General features: G+C 71.8%; 14 protein-coding genes. 7 read left to right on the top strand and 7 right to left on the bottom strand.

Going from position 1 to position 17,609, the window contains the following annotated elements; all coding sequences use genetic code 11:
• Positions 1–89 precede the first annotated feature (89 nt).
• From AB0M11_RS05745 to AB0M11_RS05725, 5 genes are all read right to left on the bottom strand, one after another.
• Entirely contained in the window at positions 90–1,937 is a 1,848-nt protein-coding gene (locus AB0M11_RS05745) for a M1 family aminopeptidase (RefSeq protein WP_365701754.1), read from the bottom strand.
• A 155-nt stretch (positions 1,938–2,092) separates the two neighbouring features.
• Positions 2,093–2,692, bottom strand: a complete 600-nt coding sequence (locus AB0M11_RS05740; RefSeq protein WP_365701752.1) for a hypothetical protein — start codon at positions 2,690–2,692, stop codon at positions 2,093–2,095.
• Complete coding sequence (locus tag AB0M11_RS05735; RefSeq protein ID WP_365701750.1) at positions 2,689–4,395, bottom strand: PHP domain-containing protein; 1,707 nt, start codon at positions 4,393–4,395, stop codon at positions 2,689–2,691. The genes AB0M11_RS05740 and AB0M11_RS05735 overlap by 4 nt, the downstream gene beginning before the upstream one ends.
• Before the next feature lie 224 nt (positions 4,396–4,619).
• Positions 4,620–6,809, bottom strand: coding sequence for a catalase/peroxidase HPI (gene katG / locus AB0M11_RS05730; RefSeq protein ID WP_365701748.1), 2,190 nt, complete (start codon positions 6,807–6,809; stop codon positions 4,620–4,622).
• A 45-nt stretch (positions 6,810–6,854) separates the two neighbouring features.
• A complete protein-coding gene (locus AB0M11_RS05725; protein ID WP_365701746.1) occupies positions 6,855–7,292 on the bottom strand; it encodes a Fur family transcriptional regulator in 438 nt (145 codons plus the stop codon).
• Between the two features lie 209 nt (positions 7,293–7,501).
• Between AB0M11_RS05725 and AB0M11_RS05720 the strand changes: the two genes are divergently transcribed.
• The 5 genes from AB0M11_RS05720 (at position 7,502) to AB0M11_RS05700 (ending at position 10,970) form a co-directional block, all read left to right on the top strand.
• Complete coding sequence (locus AB0M11_RS05720) at positions 7,502–7,870, top strand: sortase-dependent protein (protein ID WP_365701744.1); 369 nt, start codon at positions 7,502–7,504, stop codon at positions 7,868–7,870.
• Positions 7,867–8,502: a class F sortase gene (locus AB0M11_RS05715; protein WP_365701742.1), complete on the top strand. Its 636-nt coding sequence runs from the start codon at positions 7,867–7,869 to the stop codon at positions 8,500–8,502. The genes AB0M11_RS05720 and AB0M11_RS05715 overlap by 4 nt, the downstream gene beginning before the upstream one ends.
• Positions 8,503–8,591: 89 nt before the next feature.
• Positions 8,592–9,083 carry an RNA polymerase sigma factor gene (locus AB0M11_RS05710; RefSeq protein ID WP_365701740.1) on the top strand — a complete coding sequence of 164 codons (492 nt, stop codon included), beginning with the start codon at positions 8,592–8,594 and terminating at the stop codon, positions 9,081–9,083.
• Positions 9,067–9,564 carry a hypothetical protein gene (locus AB0M11_RS05705; protein WP_365701738.1) on the top strand — a complete coding sequence of 166 codons (498 nt, stop codon included), beginning with the start codon at positions 9,067–9,069 and terminating at the stop codon, positions 9,562–9,564. The genes AB0M11_RS05710 and AB0M11_RS05705 overlap by 17 nt, the downstream gene beginning before the upstream one ends.
• Before the next feature lie 299 nt (positions 9,565–9,863).
• Positions 9,864–10,970, top strand: coding sequence for an acyltransferase (locus tag AB0M11_RS05700; protein WP_365701736.1), 1,107 nt, complete (start codon positions 9,864–9,866; stop codon positions 10,968–10,970).
• A 13-nt stretch (positions 10,971–10,983) separates the two neighbouring features.
• Here AB0M11_RS05700 and AB0M11_RS05695 read toward each other — a convergent pair whose 3' ends face one another.
• Entirely contained in the window at positions 10,984–13,116 is a 2,133-nt protein-coding gene (locus tag AB0M11_RS05695; RefSeq protein ID WP_365701734.1) for a discoidin domain-containing protein, read from the bottom strand.
• 344 nt (positions 13,117–13,460) lie between these two features.
• On the opposite strand from AB0M11_RS05695, the gene AB0M11_RS05690 reads away from it, so the two are divergent.
• Entirely contained in the window at positions 13,461–14,384 is a 924-nt protein-coding gene (locus AB0M11_RS05690) for an SGNH/GDSL hydrolase family protein (RefSeq protein ID WP_365701732.1), read from the top strand.
• A 73-nt stretch (positions 14,385–14,457) separates the two neighbouring features.
• Here the strand turns inward: AB0M11_RS05690 and AB0M11_RS05685 are convergent, their stop codons facing one another.
• The gene (locus tag AB0M11_RS05685) at positions 14,458–15,666 is read right to left on the bottom strand and encodes a carbohydrate-binding protein (RefSeq protein WP_365701730.1); all 1,209 of its coding nucleotides are present in this window, start codon (positions 15,664–15,666) and stop codon (positions 14,458–14,460) included.
• A gap of 496 nt (positions 15,667–16,162) precedes the next feature.
• Between AB0M11_RS05685 and AB0M11_RS05680 the strand changes: the two genes are divergently transcribed.
• Positions 16,163–17,266: a GNAT family N-acetyltransferase gene (locus tag AB0M11_RS05680; RefSeq protein ID WP_365701728.1), complete on the top strand. Its 1,104-nt coding sequence runs from the start codon at positions 16,163–16,165 to the stop codon at positions 17,264–17,266.
• Positions 17,267–17,609: the final 343 nt, after the last annotated feature.

Genomic DNA, 17,609 nt, shown 5'->3' with positions numbered 1-17,609 from the left:
CGGTGCCAAGCCCGTGCCCGGAGCGGCGCGGGCCGGCCTGTGTCCGCGGCCGTCCCGCGCGCCCTGACACCCCCGGCGCGCCGGGGGTGTCAGCCGTCGATGCGGTGGGTGGTCCAGAACGACGTCAGGTCGGTGCTGGTGGCCGCCTGGGCCGCCGCCTTGAACTCGGCGGTGGTCGAGACGCCGTACCAGTGCGAACTCGCGTAGCTCTTCAGGAGGTTCGTCATGGCGGTGTCACCGATGAGGCGGCGCAGGTCGTGCAGGGCGCACTTGCCGTAGCCGTAGACGACGGTGGAGTACCGGGAGGAGTGGGCGTCCCAGTAGGCCATCGAGTTGGTGATCTTCTCCGCCGAGGAGGCCCAGGAGACGCTGTTCCAGCAGTTGGTGCCGGTCAGTCCCTGCGCCAGGTCGGTGGCGTAGTCGGTGAACGCCTCGTCCAGCCAGGGGCTGTTGTACTCGTCGTCGCCGACGATGCCGTACCACCACTGGTGGCCGATCTCGTGGGTGAGGGCGGTGGTGCTGACGAGGTCGAGGACGAAGCCGGGGTACTCCATGCCGCCGAACCAGAAGTTGTTGTCGATGACCGCGTCCAGCTCGCCGTACGGGTAGCCCCCGAAGCGTCCGGCGTGGGCGTCGACCGCCGACTTGGCGGTGGAGAGCATCGACTGCGCGCTGGAGGAGCTGATGCCCGACACCGAGTAGATGTTGATCGGGACCCCGCCGGGGGAGGTGCCGGAGATCTTGCTGAACGGTCCGGCCGCCCAGGCGAAGTCACGGACCTTGGAGGCGGTCGCGGTGGTGACGGTGCGGCCGCTGGAGCCGGGGGTGTCGACGGAGGTGCCGGTCGCCGGGACGAGCAGGCTGCTGGGGTGGTCCAGGGTCACCTTGAAGTCGGCGGCCAGGGAGTAGAAGGACTCGCCGTTGTTGGTGTACGGGTCCAGGTGCCAGCCGGATCCGTCCCGGATCGCGAGGACGGGCAGCGCGTTGCCGATCATGCTGAACGCACCGTCGTAGCCGAAGCGGTCGGCGCCGCTGGGGACGGTGATGCCCAGGTCGAAGCCGATCGTGGTGCTCTGCCCCTGGGCCAGCGGGGTCGGCAGGGCCACCTCCAGTGCCGTGCAGGCGACCGAGAGCGCGCCCGCGGTGCCGCCGGTCACGTTGCTGACGGTGATCGGCGGGGCCGAGCAGGTGCCGTGGTAGTTGTCCCACAGCCTGAGGTAGACCTCGCTCAGTGCGGTCGCGGAGGCGTTGGTGAAGGTGACGCTCTCGTGGCCGGTCCAGCTGGTGCCGCTGGAGTTGCTGGTGAGGCTGACGGTGTACCCCGGGGAGGCAGGGGTACGGGTGGTGTCGCCCGGGGTGGTGGCGGCCGAGGTGTCCAGGGCGACGTCGTCCAGGACGAAGCTGGTCTGGAGGCTGGAGTCCTCGGTGCCGGAGAAGGCGACGGTCACGGTCTGTCCGGCGAACGCGGACACGTCGAACGACTTCTTCACGTACCCGGTGTTCTTGTCCAGGTTGGAGTAGGTCGCCAGCGTGGTGCTGCCGATCTTCGCGGTGAGTTTGTCGTACGCCGTCGAGCTGGTCGTCTCGGCGGTGTCGGTGTGCAGCCAGAAGGAGAGCGTGGCGGCGCACCCCGAGGGGATGGTGACGCTCTGGGAGAGCGTGTCGGTGTGGGTGGAGCCGGTGCCGTCCAGCCAGGCGAAGCTGGTGCCGCCGTGGGCGGACTGGCCGGAGCGGCTGGTGATGACACTGGTCGAGGACTGGGTCCACGGTGACGTGCCGCTCTCGAAGCCGCCGTTGGTGATCAGCTGGCTCGACGTGCAGGCGGCGGCGTCGGACGGTTCGGCCGCGGAGGCCGAGGTGCCGGGCAGCAGGGCGGCGGCGAGTGCCGCGACGGCCAACGCGCTGGTGGCGAAGGCCTTGTGGGGGGTCGATCTCACACGAGACTCCTTTGCGGAGGCCAGGGTCCTGGCCTGCTCGGTGGCCGCCGGTCCGGCTGGGGTGCGCCGGTGGCGGCCTCACGCATGGCGAAGTGGTGCGAGTCGGAAGCCTGACAGATTTGACCAGGCCATGTCACTAAGGGGTTACCCTCGGGTCAGAGATGGTCCGCGCAGCACGGGGTGGGATGGGGGACCTCGAAGGGGGCCAGCAGGCCGCCCGCCGCCGGGACCAGGGCGAGGGTGAGGGTTCCGGCCCGCCACTCGGGACGTACGTGGTCCTGGGTCCGCACCTGCGCGGTGGGCGGGAGTTCGCCCTTCGGGGCGCCGAGCACGACGAGGTGTTCGATGGCGGTGAGGTCCCGTACGTCCGCCACGGTGACCGTGCCGGTCAGCCGCCCCACGCCGGGGTAGACGACCGCCCGGCCGGAGCCCGGGGGCGCGGCCGCCGCCCGTCGGGCCGTGCCGACTGCCTCGGCCGGACCGTGCGCGCGCTCGCCCGAGGCGAGACCGGCTCCCGCCGGCAGGGCCGCCAGCAGCTCCGGCCACACGGCGTCCGCGTCCGGGACGGCCAGCGAGACCGCCACGCCCCGGCGCTCGTCGGTGCGGAACAGGTGGGTGCAGGCGAACCCGCCCTCCGGGAGCGCCAGTCGGCCCAGCAGCCGATGGATCAGGTGGTCGGCCTCGCGCAGGGTCGCCGTACCGGCGTCCACCCCGATGACGGAGCGGACACCGGTCGCGTGGTGCGGGGTGGTCATGCGGGCAGGACCCACATCGGGTTGGAGTAGAACCACAGGTCCTTCCACGGGTCGGCGTCGCCGAGGACGTCGATGGCCGGGCCGGCCGGGTCCACGGCGGCACCGTGGACGCCCACCGCGGAGCGGTTGCCGTCGGTGCCGCGCAGCCGGACGTACACCGGCTTGTCCAGGCGGCCGAGGGAGTACGTCAGCTTGACCGCACCGGTCGCCTTGTCGACCTCGAAGGACTTCACGACCCTGGTGGCGGGCGTGGTGAACGTGTCCGGGTCGCTCGCCTGGCCGGTGACATCGCCCTGGATGACGTCGACACGGGCCAGCGTCGGCACGAACTGGGCCCAGTTGGGGCCGTTGGCAAGGCTGATCTCGATGACCAGGTCGACCCTGCTGCCCTTGCGGACGTGCAGCACTCCGCCGAGGGTCACCGCCTGGGAGCCGGAGCGCAGCCGGGCGTCGAGGCCGCTGATCAGGCCGCCGTGGTCGACCCAGACCCGGCCGGCGCGGATGCCGTCCATGACCGACTTGTAGGAGAAGGACGACGCGCCGACGTGGGTGCGGGAGTACTGGCCCGGCCAGAAGTCGGTGTCGGCGAGGCTGATGCCGGTGCCGTAGACCGGGTCCTCGTACCGGCCGTTGGCGTTGAAGTCGCTGTTCGGGCCGCGCACCGCGGTGTCGGCGTACACGTTGTGGGAGTCGGAGTTGGCGGTGATCCACCAGGGCTTGCCCTCGGCGAGCAGGCTGTCCCACAGGCCGCCGACGGTGGCGGTCATCCAGTCGAAGCCGCCCCAGGTGCGGTAGCTCTCCAACGGGTAACCGGCGAAGGAGTCGGCGCTCGGGCTGTTGTCGTAGATGCCGCGGGCCGAACCGGGGCCGTTCGGCTTGGGCAGGCCGCCCGCCTGGTGGCCGGGCGCGCCCTCGAAGCCGACGGCGATCGACGGCTGGGCGTCGCGCCAGGCGCGGATCTCGTGCGGGGAGTCGATGCCCTTGCGCGCCGGGTGGTTGGCGAGGAACAGGACGTCCCTGACCTTGCGGCGCTGCACCTGCTCCGCCAGGAAGTTGAGGCCGGAGATGGCCAGCGCCTCGTTGGCGGGGCTGCTCGCGGAGGCACCCTTCACCGAGCCGTCGAAGGAGTTCTCGAACTCCTTGAGGACGGCGACCTCGTTCTTGCCGGGGTGGACGAAGACCGTGCCGTGCTCGGCGGCCGGGATGTTCCACTCCAGGCCCTGGAAGACCAGCGTGTCCTCGATCTGGTCGCGGGCGGCGACGATGTCCGGGTTGACCTTCTCGACACCGATCTTGGCATGGGTCTCGCTGCCGTGGTCGGTGATGACCATCCAGTCCAGGCCGTGCGCGTTGGCCTGCCGGACGTGGTCGATGACCCGGTACTTGGCGTCGGAGCTGTACTGGGTGTGGATGTGGTGGTCGCCGGCCAGCCACAGGTAGCCGCCGGACGGGCCGCTTCGGGCGTGGTCGGAGGAGGCCGCCGCGGCGGCCTGGCCCGCACCCGCGAGGACGCTGCCGGCCGCGAGGCCGGCGCCGAGCAGGCCGGTGCGGCGGAGCATGGAGCGGCGGGAGAGCTGACCGGGCGTCAGCTCGGTGTCGGGCACGGACAGGTCGAGGGCGGGCGGCAGCGACGAGGCGGCGTCGCCGTCCTCGTGGTGGTGAGGGTGGTGGTGACCGTGGGCGTGGCTGTGACCGTGGCTCATGCTGGAACTCCCGCGGGCGGCCGGTACGGGGGGTGACTGAAGGACGTGCAGAGTCTGCGAAGGCCGCGTGAACAGCGGGAGTCGAGGTCATGGTGGGGTAAAGAACGACTCATGTGCAGCGCGCTACGCACCCGCCCCGGTGGGGAGTTGACCAAGGGGCCGCAAAGACGCCGATGCCCGGCCCTGCCCACGGGGGGCCGGTCCGGGCATCGGGCGCCGGTCGGTCAGACCAGGTCGAACCGGTCCGCGTCGGCGACCTTCGTCCAGGCGGCGACGAAGTCCTTCACGAACTTCTCCTTGGCGTCGTCACTCGCGTAGACCTCCGCGAGGGCGCGCAGCTCGGAGTTGGCGCCGAAGACCAGGTCGGCGCGGGTGCCGGTCCACTTGACCGCGCCGCTCTCATCGCGGCCCTCGAAGGTGGACTGGTCCTCGGAGGTGGACTTCCAGGTCGTGCCCATGTCGAGCAGGTTGACGAAGAAGTCGTTGGTCAGCACGCCCGGCGTCTCGGTGAGGACACCGTGCTTCGACCCGCCCTGGTTGGCGCCGAGGACGCGCAGACCGCCGACGAGGACGGTCAGCTCGGGGGCGCTCAGGCCGAGCAGGTTGGCGCGGTCCAGGAGCAGGTACTCGGCGGGCAGGCGGTTGCCCTTGCCCACGTAGTTGCGGAAGCCGTCCGCCGGCGGCTCCAGGGCCGCGAAGGACTCGGCGTCCGTGTGCTCCTCGGTCGCGTCGACCCGGCCCGGGGTGAAGGGCACCTCGATGTCGACGCCGCCGTCCTTGGCGGCCTTCTCCACCGCGGCGGCACCGCCGAGGACGATCAGGTCCGCCAGGGAGACCTTCTTGGCGCCGGTGTTGAAGTCGCGCTGCACGCCCTCCAGGACGCGCAGCACCTGGGCGAGCTCGTCCGGGTCGTTGACCTCCCAGCCGCGCTGCGGCTCCAGGCGGATGCGGGCACCGTTGGCGCCGCCGCGCTTGTCGCTGCCGCGGTACGTCGAGGCCGACGCCCACGCGGCCTTGACCAGCTGCGAGACGGTCAGGCCCGAGTCGAGGAGCTTGGCCTTCAGGGCCGCGACGTCGGCCGCGTCGATGAGCTCGCCCTCGCGCTCCGGCAGCGGGTCCTGCCAGATCAGCGTCTCCGCCGGGACCTCCGGGCCGAGGTACAGGGACTTGGGGCCCATGTCGCGGTGGGTCAGCTTGAACCAGGCGCGGGCGAACGCGTCCGCGAACTGGTCGGGGTTCTCGTGGAAGCGGCGCGAGATCTGCTCGTAGATCGGGTCGAAGCGCAGCGACAGGTCGGTGGTGAGCATCGTGGGCAGACGCTTCTTCGACGGGTCGTGCGCGTCGGGGATGATCGCCTCGGCGTCCTTGGCGACCCACTGCTTGGCGCCGGCCGGGGACTCGGTCAGCTCCCACTCGTAGCCGAAGAGGATGCTGAAGAAATCGTTGCTCCACTGGGTGGGCTTGGTGGTCCAGGTGACCTCCAGGCCGCTGGTGATCGCGTCGCCGCCCTTGCCGGTGCCGTAGGTGCTCTTCCAGCCGAGGCCCTGCTGCTCGATCGGCGCGCCCTCGGGCTCGGCGCCCACGTGGTCGGCGGGGCCGGCGCCGTGGGTCTTGCCGAAGGTGTGGCCGCCGGCGATGAGGGCGACGGTCTCCTCGTCGTTCATCGCCATGCGGTGGAAGGTCTCACGGATGTCGCGGGCCGCGGCGACCGGGTCCGGGTTGCCGTTGGGGCCCTCCGGGTTGACGTAGATCAGGCCCATCTGGACGGCGCCGAGCGGGCTCTCCAGGTCGCGGTCGCCGGTGTAGCGCTGGTCGTCCAGCCAGACCTTCTCGGGGCCCCAGTAGACGTCGTCCTCCGGCTCCCAGACGTCCTCGCGGCCGCCGCCGAAGCCGAAGGTCTTGAAGCCCATCGACTCCAGGGCCACGTTGCCGGTGAGGATCATGAGGTCGGCCCAGGAGATGGCCTGGCCGTACTTCTTCTTGACCGGCCACAGCAGACGGCGCGCCTTGTCGAGGTTGCCGTTGTCCGGCCAGCTGTTGAGCGGGGCGAAGCGCTGCTGGCCGGCGCCGGCGCCGCCGCGGCCGTCGGAGATGCGGTAGGTGCCCGCGCTGTGCCAGGCCATGCGGATCATCAGCGGCCCGTAGTTGCCGAAGTCGGCCGGCCACCAGTCCTGCGAAGTGGTCAGCACCTCCGCGATGTCGCGTTTCACGGCCGCGAGGTCGAGGTTCTGGAACGCCTCGGCATAGTTGAACCCCTCGTCGAGCGGGTTGGCGACGGCCGGGTTCTTGGCAAGGATCTTCAGGTTGAGCCCCTCGGGCCACCACTGGCGGTTGCCGCCGCCCTGGGTGGGGTGCGGGGCGCGGTCATGCGCGACCGGGCACTGGCCCGCGGCGTTCTCCTGGGTCTCAGACATGGGGGAAATCCTTCCGGAATGGGCGGATCGAGATATTCGGGAACATCAGGAACTGCTGACGGTGGAACAGGCGGGGCACAGGCCCCAGTAGATGACCTCGGCCTCGTCGATCGCGAAGCCGTGGTCACCCGAAGCGGTCAGGCACGGGGCGTCGCCGACCGCGCAGTCGACGTCGGCGACGGCACCGCACGACCGGCACAGGACGTGGTGGTGGTTGTCGCCGACGCGTCCCTCGAACCGGGCCGGGCTGCCGGCCGGTTCGATGCGGCGTATGAGTCCTGCCGTGGTGAGCGCGTGCAGCGCGTCGTACACGGCTTGGAGCGATATGTGGCCTACGCGCTCGCGGACGCCCGAGGCGATCGCCTCGACATCGAGGTGGTCGCCGTGGCGGACGGTCTCCAGCAGCGCGACGCGGGCGGCCGTCACCCGCAGGCCGGCACCGCGCAGCTCTGCGGCGGTCGTCGGGGGCTGGGATGCGGTCATGGCGCCAACCTACCGTCTCAAACACGAATGATTCAAGAAAACAAACCACTCAAGTCTCGTCGCTATCCGGACAACCTCCGCCCCACCGCTCCCACCCCGCGCGACTTTGCCGTCTCTTTACAACCCGCCCCGGTGCCGGGTCGTCTCTCCGCTCGATCCGTAACTCAGCCCGCCCCGACCACGGCGGGCCGACGAAAGAGAGCGACTCCATGCGCCGAACTGTCCTGAGCGCCGCAGCACTGGCCTGCACCGCCGTCCTGGCGGGCACCGTGCCCGCGTTCGCCGACGGCACCCGCCCGAGCCCGGTCCCCACCGTGGTGGCCTCGGCCGAGCCGTCGGCCGCTCCGTCCCAGGAACCGTCCGCGGTGCCCACCCGAGTGGCCACCCCCACCCCCGCACCGACGCGGCACTCGCGCCAGGTCGCGGCGGTGCCGCAGGGCGCGCCCGACACCGGGGTGACGGAGTCGTCCTCCGGCTCCGGCTCCGAGGGCGCGCTGATCGGCGGCGGCGCGGCCGCCGCGGTGCTCGCCGCCGGCGCGGCGGTGTTCGCCGTCCGCCGCCGGGCGACCAAGGCATGACCCCGCTCTCCAGGCGCGCCTTCGTCACCGCCGCGACGGCCTCGCTCCTCGCGGGCTGCGCAGGCCAGGCACCGCACCGGGCGGTGACCACGGCGCACCGCGGACAGCCGTCCGCCGGAGCCGCGTCGTCCGCCGGGGCCGCCTCGTCCGCCGCGTCGACCGGGCCCGCCGCACTCGGCCGGTCCACGCCGGTCCGGCTGCGCATCCCGGCGATCGGGGTCGACACCCCGCTGCTGCGGCTGGGCCTGGCGGCCGACGGCACCGTGCAGGTGCCGCCGATCACCGCCCACGACCGGGCCGGCTGGTACCGCCACTCCCCCACCCCGGGGCAGGTCGGCCCGTCGGTGATCCTCGGGCACGTCACGGTCGGCGCCTACGGCGACGGGGTGTTCCGGCACCTCGACCGGGTGCGCCGCGGCGACGAGGTCGTGGCGCGTCTGGAGAACGGCCGGTCGGCGGTGTTCACCGTCGGCGAGGTGCGTACGGTCGCCAAGTCCGCGTTCCCGACCCAGGACGTGTACGGGGACGTGGACCGCCCGGAGCTGCGGCTGATCACCTGCGGCGGCCCGCGCAGCGGGCACGGCTACCTCGACAACGTGATCGTCTTCGCCACGCTGACCGGCACCGGCTGATCCACCGGGATGCGGGCCCGGCGGAACGTACGCCGCCGGGCCCGCATCCTCCCCCCTGAACCCCCACGCCCCCACGACTCTGGAGAACGTTGAAAAGGTCCCGAGACAAGGCGGCCTCCGAGCTGTTCGCCGCCCTGTACCCGCGCCTGGCCGGCTGGTGCCGCCGTCTGGTCGACGACGACGAGACGGCGCACGAGATCGCCTCGGAGGCCTTCACCCGGCTGTGGGCCCGGTGGACCAAGGTGGAGGAGCCGCGCGGCTTCCTCTACGTCACCGCGGCCAATCTCGTCCGGGACCACTGGCGCAAGCTGGAGCGCGAGCGCCGGGCGGTGCGCCGTGTCGGCTCGGAGGCCGCGACCCGCCCGCACACCGAGCCGACGGATCCCTCGGTACGGCTGCTGGTGCAGTCGCTGCCCGAGCGGCTGCGGGTGCCGATCCTGCTGCACTACTACGCTGACATGCCGATCCGGGAGGTGTCCGAGCTGACCGGGCGCAAGGAGGGGACCGTCAAGGCCGATCTGCACGCGGCCCGAGAACTGCTCCGCGGCCATCTGAGGAGAAGCCTTGACCACACGCTTTGATGACGAACCCGGGTCCGACAGCCCCGACGACCCGCTCGCGGTCATCCTGCGGCCGCCCGCCGTCCACCTCGGTGCGCCGCCGGGCCGGTACGAGGAGATCCGCCGGGCGGCAAGCCGGCGCCGCCTGGTCCGCACGGCGGCCGGAGCCGGAGTGACCTGCGCCGTCGCCGCCTGTGTCGCCCTGTCGCTGCACCTCGCCGCGCCCGCGGCACCGGCGTCGCCCCGGCCGCCGCTCGCACCGCCGGCCGTCAGCCCGACAGACCCGCAGCGCCCCTCGCCGTCCCCGTCGCCGGTGCAGCCCAGTCCGCGCCCGACCGTCGCGCCGACGCGGGGCGGAAATCCGCCGGAACCCACGCGCAGGACGCCGACCCGGAACGCCGTGCAGGTGCCCTCGCCCAGCCGTTCGGCGACCCCGTCGGAGGTCCGGGACACCACACCGGAGAGCCGGCCGAGCGCCGTCGCCACGTCGGGCCGCCCGTAGCGGCGTCAACGCGTCGACGGCCGGGTCACACGTTCGTGCCCCCGGGTTTCGGCGCGCCGCGCACGGCCCGAACGCGCGGGCCACGGCGTCGCGCGGGCGCCGCGACGCCCGGCGAGGGCCACGGGAGGCGTCGGCCGTCCGGGTAGGGTCGCAACCGCCCGTCCGGCCCCCGCGGCCCGTATGGCCGAGGCCCTCACCCGGCGTTGGTGTGATGTTTCGCCCGCGGCCGGAGTGAAAGGTGCAGAACGGGCAACGCTCCGTTTCATGCTCCACGCCCGAACCCTCCGGCAGGTGACTCGATGACGACGGCGACCCAGGCCCCGCCGACCGCTCCGGCCGCCGCGCCGCCCGCCCGCACCCCGCCGTCCGCCCCCGCCCCCGCACTGCCCTCCCTGACCGGCCTCAGATGGATGGCCGCGGTGCTGGTCTTCGGGCTGCACGTGCACAACTTCCGCTACTTCGGCGGCACCGGCGGCCGCTTCGTGTCCTGGGGATTCGAGGCCGGCGCCTCGGGGGTGTCGTTCTTCTTCGTCCTCTCCGGGTTCGTGCTCATGTGGTCCGCGCGGCCGGGCGACCCGGCGGCGCGCTTCTGGTGGCGGCGGGTCGCGCGGGTCTACCCCGTGCACCTGGTCACCGCGGCCGTCGCGCTGGTCATGGTGTGCACGCTGCCCCGCCAGCCGAGGCCGACCCTCGCGCAGGGCCTGGCCGATGTCCTCCTGGTGCACTCCTGGTGGCGGCCCTGGTGGCAGACGCTGGACCCGGTCAGCTGGTCGCTGGCCTGCGAGGCCTTCTTCTACGCCGCGTTCCCGCTGCTGGCGGTGCTGCTGCGCCGCCTGGGCGCACGGGGCGCCACGGCGCTGGCCGCGCTGGCCGCGCTCACGGTGCCGGTGCTGGCCTGGACGGACGTGCACCACTGGTGGGCGCAGCCGATCAGCTCCTTCCCGGCCGCCCGGCTGCCGGAGTTCGTACTGGGCGCGGCCACCGCGCGGCTGGTGCTGCTCGGCCGGTGGCGCGGCCCCGGTCTGGAGGCCTCGCTGGCGCTCGCGGTCATCGGCTACTTCCTGGTGCCGCAGGTCACCGGTGACTACCCGGCCACCGCCTGCACCCTCGCGGGCTTCGCGCTGCTCATCCCGGCGGCGGCCCTCGCGGACCTGCACGGCCTGCCCTCGCTGTGGCGGCGCCGGTGGCTGGTCCGCCTCGGCGAGCTGTCGTTCGCGTTCTACATGGTCCATCTGCTGGTGCTGCGGGCGGGCACCCAGCTGCTCGGCACCCGCCCGCGGTACGACCTGCTCCCCGGCGTGGCCGTCGTCGCCGTCGCGTTCACCGTGTCGCTGGGCCTGTCCTGGCTCCTCTACGAGGGCGTGGAGCGGCCCGCGCGGCGGCTGTTGCTGCGCCGGACGGTCTAGCGGGGCTGTCCGGCTACGGGAACCGGGTCACCTTCGACGGGGTCGTGCTGGTCCCCGAGGTGGGTGATCCGGTGGTGTTGACCACGTGGGCGTACTGACCCATGCCGCCCAGGGAGATCACCAGCAGGTCGTGCATCGTGATCCCCTGACCGGTCGGCACCTGGAAGCCGTTGGACTGCACGATCGTCGGATCGGCCGTGTAGTTGCAGTAGCTGCCCAGGCCCCAGGCCTCGTGGGTGGTCACGGTGTCGGCGACCTTGTAGGCCGCGTAGCCGACGACGCCGTCGTGGGTGATGGCGGCGGCGTTCGGGGCGTCGTACGCCTTCTCGTTCTGGAAGAAGATCGTGCGGCCGCGTTCGCCGTTCCAGTAGACGTCGTACTTGTTGAAGTGCTCGACGAACAGGCCGGTGGCGAGGACGTCGTTGCCGTTGACCCTGAGGCCGTAGTCGGCCCGGTTGGTGGTCCAGCCGACTCCGCTGCCGTGGTCGGCGCGCCACAGCCAGGTGTGGTCGATGATCACGTTGTTGCTGTTGACCACGACCGAGTTGGTGGCGAGGCCGGGTCCGGCACCGCCGATGCGGACGAACACGTCCTGCATGGTGGTGGGGTCGGCGGAGTGGTCGGCGGTGGAGCCGGGGTCGCCGATCCGCAGCAGGGTGTCGGAGTTGACGGTGCCCGCGTCGATGAGGAACCCGGCGAGCCTGACACCGTCGACGTCGGCGACGTGCAGGGCGTCGACGCCGTTGTCCGGGACCAGGGTGGCGAGGCCGAGTCCGAGGACCACGGTGTCGGCGCGGGTGACGTTGATGGTCTGGTTCAGGTGGTAGATGCCCGGGGTGAAGAGGAGGTTGAGGCCCTGGGCGAGGGCCTGGTTGATGGTGGCCGCGGTGGCGCCGGGCTTGACGACGTAGAACTGGTCGAGCGGGAGGGAGGTGCCCGCGTTGGCCGGCCAGGAGACGCCTCGGGCGCCCGTGCGCTTGGCCGGGACGAAGACCTTGTAGGCGCTGCCGTCCAGGTAGAGGAACGGCTTCTCGCGCGAGACCGGGGTGGTGTCCAGCGTGGTGTAGGAGCCGGTGGCGAAGTCGGTCGTGGGTGCGCCCTGGACTCCGGAGAAGGTCATGTTCCAGACGCCGTTGGTCCAGCCGCCGACCGAGCTGTCGCGGGTGTACCACTGCTGCTGGGAGTACGGACCGACCGTGCCGTCGATCTTCGAGTCGGCGATGTAGCCGCCGGAGGCCCAGCCGTAGCCGTTCGGCGCGAGGTTGAGGCCGCCCTTGACGTGGATCCGGCGGAAGGGGGCCGCCTGAGCCACGGCCCACCGGTCGGTGCCGTTGGACGGCGTGATGGCGAGGTTCTCCGCCGAACGCCAGAAGTTCTGGGTGGCGTTGCCGTTGAACCAGCCGGCGTCGACGGTGACGTCACCGTTGATCTGGGTGTCGTCGGGGTTCAGACCCAGGCCGGAGATAGAGGTGTAGAAGCCGATCTGGGCGTTGATTCCGTTGTAGGTGCCCGGCTTGAGCAGGAACTGGTAGCGGCCGGTACCGAACTGGGCCGACTCCTGCTGGGCGAAGACGGAGTCGAACTTCGCCTGGAGGTTCGGCGTGGACGGGTCGACGACGATCACGTCGGGGCCGAGGTCGCCGCCGCCCTGGACCGGGGGCGTGCCGGTGGTGGTGCCGTAGACCTGGAACTCCCAGAGCGAGTAGCCCCACTGGGTGGCGCGGTGCACGCCCAGCATCCGGACGTAGCGGCCCTGCCCGGAGACGGAGAGGGTGTCGGTGCCGCCGTCGCCGCCGGTCACGGACTGCAGGTCGGTCCAGTTGCTGCCGTCGGAGGAGATCTGGACCTTGTAGTCCTTGCCGTAGGCGGTCTCCCAGGTGAGGACCACCTGGCTGACCTGGGCGGTGGCGCCGAGGTCGACCTGGAGCCACTGGTCGTCGGTGAACGCGGACGACCAGCGGGTGCCGGTGTTGCCGTCGACCGCGTTCGCTGCGGTGGTCCCGGCGTTCTCCTCGGAGGAGGCGGTGGCCGTCTTCCCCTGCGACAGCGGGGCGTCTGCGGCCTGGGCCGCCGGCGCGTGGGCGGCGGGAAGGGCGAGCAGTGCTGCCAGGGCGGCGAGCACCACGCCCAGGGATCTCAGTCTCATCAGCGGCTCCTGAGGCGGGCAGGCGGTGCGCCGGACCGGCGCACCGCCCTGCTTAGTTCATGATTTGATTTAAGTGGTGAGGCATACCGACGACAAGCCCTCGGCGGCGGAATTCTCGGCAGCCGGCCCCGCGCCCGCGGCGAGCGCGAGCCGGCCACCGATCCGGCCGTCCGGCCGCGGGACCCGCAAACTCCCCTGCGGGCGCGGCGGGTTACTCGATCCAGTTCCTTACGTCCGACCCCTGGCTACGGACTCCTACCGGGCGGTATACAGACCGCGACACACGCGTGCGGACCACCCGCCGGGACCGGTTCCGCGCGCGTCCTGGTTCCAGGGGGGACTCCATGGCGTACGGCATCCCGTCCGACGGTCCGGCCAGACGGCGGCGGAAGGCCACCGTGGCGGCGGCGCTGGGCGGTTGCGCCCTGGTGGCCGCGTCCACGACACCGGCCGCGGCACACGGCGGCGACCCCGGTCACGGTTTCGGGCACGACCGCTCCACCAGCTACGTGGCGCTCGGTGACTCCTACACCTCGGGCCCGCTCATCCCGACCCAGGTCGACGCCGGCTGCGCCCGCTCCGACCACAACTACCCCTCGCTGGTGGCGGCGGCGCGGAAGGTGAGCGCGTTCAAGGACGTCAGCTGTTCCGGGGCGACGACCGCCGAGATGTGGAAGGCGCAGGGCACCAACGGCCCGCAGCTCGACGCCGTACAGCGCGACACGGACCTGGTGAGCGTCCAGATCGGCGGCAACGACATCGGGTTCGCCTCGATCATCGGCACCTGCGCGGCGCTCAGCTCCAGGGACCTGACCGGCAACCCCTGCCAGCAGTACTACGACGCGTCCGGCACCGACCAGCTGACGCTGAACATCGCGCAGACCGCACCCAAGGTCGACAAGGTGCTGCGGGCGATCCGCGCCCGTGCCCCGCACGCCCGGATCCTGGTCGTCGGCTACCCCGACCTGCTGCCCGACGACGGCAGCGGCTGCTATCCGACGGTTCCCTTCGCGGCCAAGGACTTTCCCTACCTCCGCGACACCGGGAAGCGGCTGAACCTCATGCTGCGCCTGGTCGCGGCCTGGAACGGCGCCCGGTACGTGGACACGTACGGCCCGACCGTCGGCCACGACATGTGCAAGGCCCCGGCCGACCGGTGGATCGAACCCCTCCAGCCGACCTCCCCGGCCGCTCCGGCCCACCCCAACGCCAAGGGCGAGGCGGCCATGGCCCAGGCCGTGCTCGACCGCCTGGCGCGGCACCACTAGCCGCCGGGGAATCTCGCGACGGACGGTTGCGTGTCCCGTACGACCGGAGTGGTCGTGCGGGGCACGTGCCGGTTCAGCAGGCGCCCTCGTCCTGCCAGGGGCCCCACTGCGAGGCGCCGGGCACCTCGTTCTGCGTCCACCACTTGGCCTTCCAGTTGTGGCCGCCGTACGAGACCTCGTTCCCGGCCGTGTACACCGCCGTCGAACTCCAGGCGGTCTTGCAGGAGGTGGGCGTCGGGGTGGGGGTCGGGGTGGGCGTGGTGGTCGGCGGGGTGACCCCGGCGAACCGCACCGCGTACCTGGCGAAGTCCCAGTCGCCCTGCGCCACACTGGAACAGGTCCCGGACGTGGTCCCGTTGTTGTCGACGGGGCTGCACTGGCGGTCGCGGTTCAGCGACCAGAACGTGAAGCGGTCCATGTGGTGGCTCGTGGCGTAGTCGAGCACGGTCTGTAAGTCGGCCTGTGTGAAGTACTCACCGGTGTCGCTGCGGCCGTTCATCCCGGAGAAGCCCTCATGGGCGTAGGCGGTCGCCTGGTCCCAGCCGAAGGTGGACTGGAGGATCGTGTTGAAGGCGGTGAGCGCGGCGGTCTGCGCGGCCGCCCCGTTGAACCCGCCGTCGAACGGCATGATGGAGAAGTTGTTCGGCGTGAACGCCTGCGACTTCGCCTCCAGGAGCATCTGCTTGCCGAACCAGCCGGTCCCGTCGGCCGTGCCGGGCGTGGTGACCGAGACGTACAGGCCCGGGTTGTTCTGCTGGAGGATCTTCGCGGCACCGATCTCGTTCTTGATCGCCGCGGTGTTCTCGTACTCCGGCTCCTCCAGGTCGAAGTCGATCGCGTGCAGCCCGTACTTGGTGACGACCTGTTGGTAGGCCGCGGCGGTGGAGGCCGCGTCCGCACAGGCCTGGCCCAGCTTGGTGCCGCCGTAGCCGCCGATGGAGACGGAGACGTCACCGCCCTTGGCGCGGATCGTGTCGATCACCGACTGCACGGCGGTGTCCGAGGAGACCGCGGCCGTGCCGCCCCAGGTGGGTGAGCAGCCGCCGCCGTCGGGAGCGAGGACGAACGCCAGCTGGAAGGCCTTGAGACCGGTGGCGTCCATGATGGCGGCCGCGTTGGGCGGATTGTTGTCCAGCGGCATGAGGTACGGGGCCGCCGCGTACCACCGGCTGCTCAGCGCGGTGGTCGCGCCCGAGGCGTCGCTCGCGACGAGCGCGGTGGCGCCGGCGGCGGCGAGGGTGACGGCGGCGGCCGCGCCCAGAGCTGCGCGAAGGGGTCTCACTGGTGCCTCCAGGGGAGCCGGGGAGGTGGGGGTGGGTTCCAGCTTCCGGAGGTGTCGCGGTCACGTCAATGAATTGGACTGGACCAAAGCCCACTTTGGACTAGACCAAACGCTTTCTTTACCGGGCGGGGAGCGCCAGTTCGGGCACACCGGTGCGAGCGGACGGGCGCGTTCCCCGACGGCGACGGGACGGAAAGGGCCGGGAAAGTCCGGGTCATCCATCCCGGCCTGCCCCGGCAGTGGCACCCTTGACAGCGTGCGTACTGTTTCGCGACGTTTGAGCGACACCTCCGGACCGGCGGCTCCGTCGCCGGTGGCGGATCGAAGGGGCACGGCGCGAAACAGGAGCTGTCCACAGCAGCGGCAGAACGCGTGAAGCGCGTCATGGGGGGAGCGGTCGCCATGCGATCCAGAGGCCAGTGCAGAGGTCGTTCCGGGAACCGGCCCGGAGGCCATGCGTCACACACCTCGTCAGCCGAGGGGCGGTTGATCTGAGGTGGACATAACGATCCATAGACCGGGCGAGCTGACCCAGTCGCTGCGCGCGGCCTGGCACCACGCGATGGACGCGTCGCCGGAGTACGCCAACCCCTTTCTGGCCCCGGAGTTCACGATCGGCGTCGGCAGACAGCACGCCGGGGTACGGGTGGCGGTCCTGCGCGAGGGCGGGGAGGCCGTCGGCTTCCTCCCGTACGAGCGCAACGCCCTCGGCGTCGGCCGGGCCGTCGGACTCGGCCTCTCCGACTGCCAGGCGCTGGTGCACCGGCCCAAAGTCAGCTGGGACGCCGAGGAGCTGCTGAGCGCCTGCGGGCTGTCCATCTTCGAGTTCGACCACCTGGTCGCCGAGCAGAGACCTTTCGCCCCCCACGTCACCGGCACCTTCGCCTCGCCGGTGATCGACGTGAAGCCCGGCGACGGCGGCTACCCCGAGTGGCTGCGCGCCACCTACCCGGGCCTGGCGAAGACCACACTGAAGAAGGAGCGGCGCCTCGCCCGCGACATCGGCGACCTGCGCTTCGAGTTCGACGAGCGCGACCCCGCGGCCCTGCGCACCCTGATGCGCTGGAAATCCGCCCAGTACCGGCGGACCGGGCGCATGGACCGCTTCGCCCGCCCCTGGATCGTCGGCCTCGTGGACCACCTCTTCCACGTCCGCGCGGAGCACTTCACCGGCGTGCTGTCCGTGCTCTACGCCGGAGACCGGCCGGTCGCCGCCCACTTCGGCCCGCGCTCGGCCACCGTACTCGCCGCCTGGTTCACCGCCTACGACCCCGAACTGCACTATTACTCACCGGGGTTGATGATGCATCTGCGCACCGCGGAGGCCGCCGCGCGGGGCGGGGTCACCCTCGTGGACCTGGGGCGCGGCGACAAGGAGTACAAGGACTGGCTCAAGACCCGCGAGCTGCGGGTGGGCGAGGGCTTCGCCACCCGCGCCCACCCGGTGGCCGCGGCGCACCGGCTGTGGCGCCGTCCGGTGCGCGGGCTGCGCAACACCGTCCTCGCTCATCCGCGGCTGCGCGACCCGGCGGACCGGCTGCTCAGGTCGGTCGGCACACTGCGCGCGTCCCGCCGTGCGGACGGTCTGCGCGAGGAGTGACCGGCCCGGCCCTCGGCGGGGCGGTGACGGCCGACCGCACCCGGCCGTCACCGCAGCGGCCGATCACTCACCCGCCGTTCGCACTATGAGCCGGTAAAGGCGAGAACCTACGGGTTCGCCCTGGAGCGATCCGTGTCACGCAAGCGCGCAGCGGACGACGGCGAGCCGCGGAACGCGTGGGCCACGAGGACGACGCGGCGGTCCTGGTCATGGGCCACGACGACCTCGACACCACGCCGTAGCCACCCACGCCGACTGGGGCGCGGCCGGCGCCGGCCGCCCCGGGAGCCGGCGCCGAGGGCCGCACGGGCACCCTGGAGACCGGCCACGTCATCGCCGCCAC

It is taken from the genome of Streptomyces sp. NPDC051987 (genome assembly GCF_040680735.1).
Lineage (GTDB): Bacteria > Actinomycetota > Actinomycetes > Streptomycetales > Streptomycetaceae > Streptomyces.
The sequence above is the reverse complement of the archived record's forward strand: the minus strand, read 5'-3'. Positions and strand labels throughout refer to the sequence as shown.

Bases quoted from the DNA above. Each gene is read 5' to 3' on its own strand.
- AB0M11_RS05740 (WP_365701752.1), bottom strand. From the start codon at position 2,692: ATGACCACCCCGCACCACGCGACCGGTGTCCGCTCCGTCATCGGGGTG.
- AB0M11_RS05735 (WP_365701750.1), bottom strand. From the start codon at position 4,395: ATGAGCCACGGTCACAGCCACGCCCACGGTCACCACCACCCTCACCAC.
- katG (WP_365701748.1), bottom strand. From the start codon at position 6,809: ATGTCTGAGACCCAGGAGAACGCCGCGGGCCAGTGCCCGGTCGCGCAT.
- AB0M11_RS05725 (WP_365701746.1), bottom strand. From the start codon at position 7,292: ATGACCGCATCCCAGCCCCCGACGACCGCCGCAGAGCTGCGCGGTGCC.
- AB0M11_RS05720 (WP_365701744.1), top strand. From the start codon at position 7,502: ATGCGCCGAACTGTCCTGAGCGCCGCAGCACTGGCCTGCACCGCCGTC.
- AB0M11_RS05715 (WP_365701742.1), top strand. From the start codon at position 7,867: ATGACCCCGCTCTCCAGGCGCGCCTTCGTCACCGCCGCGACGGCCTCG.
- AB0M11_RS05700 (WP_365701736.1), top strand. From the start codon at position 9,864: ATGACGACGGCGACCCAGGCCCCGCCGACCGCTCCGGCCGCCGCGCCG.
- AB0M11_RS05695 (WP_365701734.1), bottom strand. From the start codon at position 13,116: ATGAGACTGAGATCCCTGGGCGTGGTGCTCGCCGCCCTGGCAGCACTG.
- AB0M11_RS05690 (WP_365701732.1), top strand. From the start codon at position 13,461: ATGGCGTACGGCATCCCGTCCGACGGTCCGGCCAGACGGCGGCGGAAG.